Origin of the sequence: Vibrio sp. YT-17 (assembly GCF_033337375.1) — a bacterium.
Taxonomy (GTDB): domain Bacteria; phylum Pseudomonadota; class Gammaproteobacteria; order Enterobacterales; family Vibrionaceae; genus Vibrio; species Vibrio alginolyticus.
On the sequence record NZ_JAWOQP010000183.1, the window covers coordinates 1 to 1,086 of the forward strand.

General features: G+C 45.6%; 1 protein-coding gene. It reads right to left on the reverse strand.

The window, feature by feature from the left end:
• Positions 1 to 70: 70 nt before the first annotated feature.
• A partial coding sequence (locus tag R7F67_RS24820) for a topoisomerase DNA-binding C4 zinc finger domain-containing protein (RefSeq protein WP_318057531.1) occupies positions 71 to 1,086 on the reverse strand: 1,016 nt, incomplete at its 5' end.

A 1,086-nucleotide genomic window follows, 5' to 3' on the forward strand; every position in this document is an offset into this window, starting at 1 on the left:
AACCCGCTTAGACAGGTGGATAATAAAAATAAAGGCAGCGTATTTGCTGCCTTTATTTTACAAGTTGAGTTTAAGCTTTCGCTTTTTTACGTTTATCAGTGATTTCCCACTTACTATCAACGTAAAGTGCAGTCCAACCACTTGGTTTACCGTCGTCTTCTGAACGAACATAGTTCTCTTTCGTCTTACGGCTAAAGCGAACCACGGCTGGGCGGCCATCTGGATCCTCTTGAGGAGCCGTTGTTAGGTACTTAAACTTCTCTGGTAGACGCTCTTCAAAACGCGCCAGTTCAGAGACTAGAGGTGCTCTTGTTTCACGCGATTTAGGGAAGTTGCTTGCCGCCATAAATAGGCCAGAAGCACCATCACGAAGCACGAAGTACGCATCTGAGTTTTCACATGGCAATTCAGGGAAGTGCACAGGATCTTCTTTAGGTGGCGCTACTTCACCGTTCTTCAGGATTTTACGGGTGTTCTTACAAGTTTCACTCGTACAATCCATGTATTTACCAAAGCGGCCGTTCTTAAGCACCATGTCTGAGCCACACTTGTCACACTCAACAACAGGGCCATCGTAGCCTTTCACTTTGAATTCGCCGTACTCAACAACATAGCCTTCACAGTTCGGGTTGTTACCACAAACGTGCATCTTGCGCTTGTCATCAATCAAGTACGCGTCCATCGCAGTTTCACAGATCGGACAACGTTTTTTCGCACGAAGAGCAGCCGTTTCAACGTCTTCTTCTAAAACGTTGATAATACCTTCTTCGTCACCCAAGTTAATGGTTGTCTTACAACGTTCTTTAGGTGGCAATGCGTAACCAGAACAGCCTAAGAATACGCCTGTAGAAGCGGTACGAATACCCATAGGGCGACCACATGTCGGACACTCGATATCCGTCATCACAATGTGGTTTAGCTTCATACCACCTTCAGATTCGTCTAACTCGGCTTTTTCTAGGTCACCAGTGAAATCCGCAAAGAAGTTGTCGAGTACTGCTTTCCAGTTCACTTCACCTTCAGCGATTTGGTCCAATTTCTGTTCCATACGCGCAGTAAAGTCGTAGTTCATTAAATCGTTGAAGC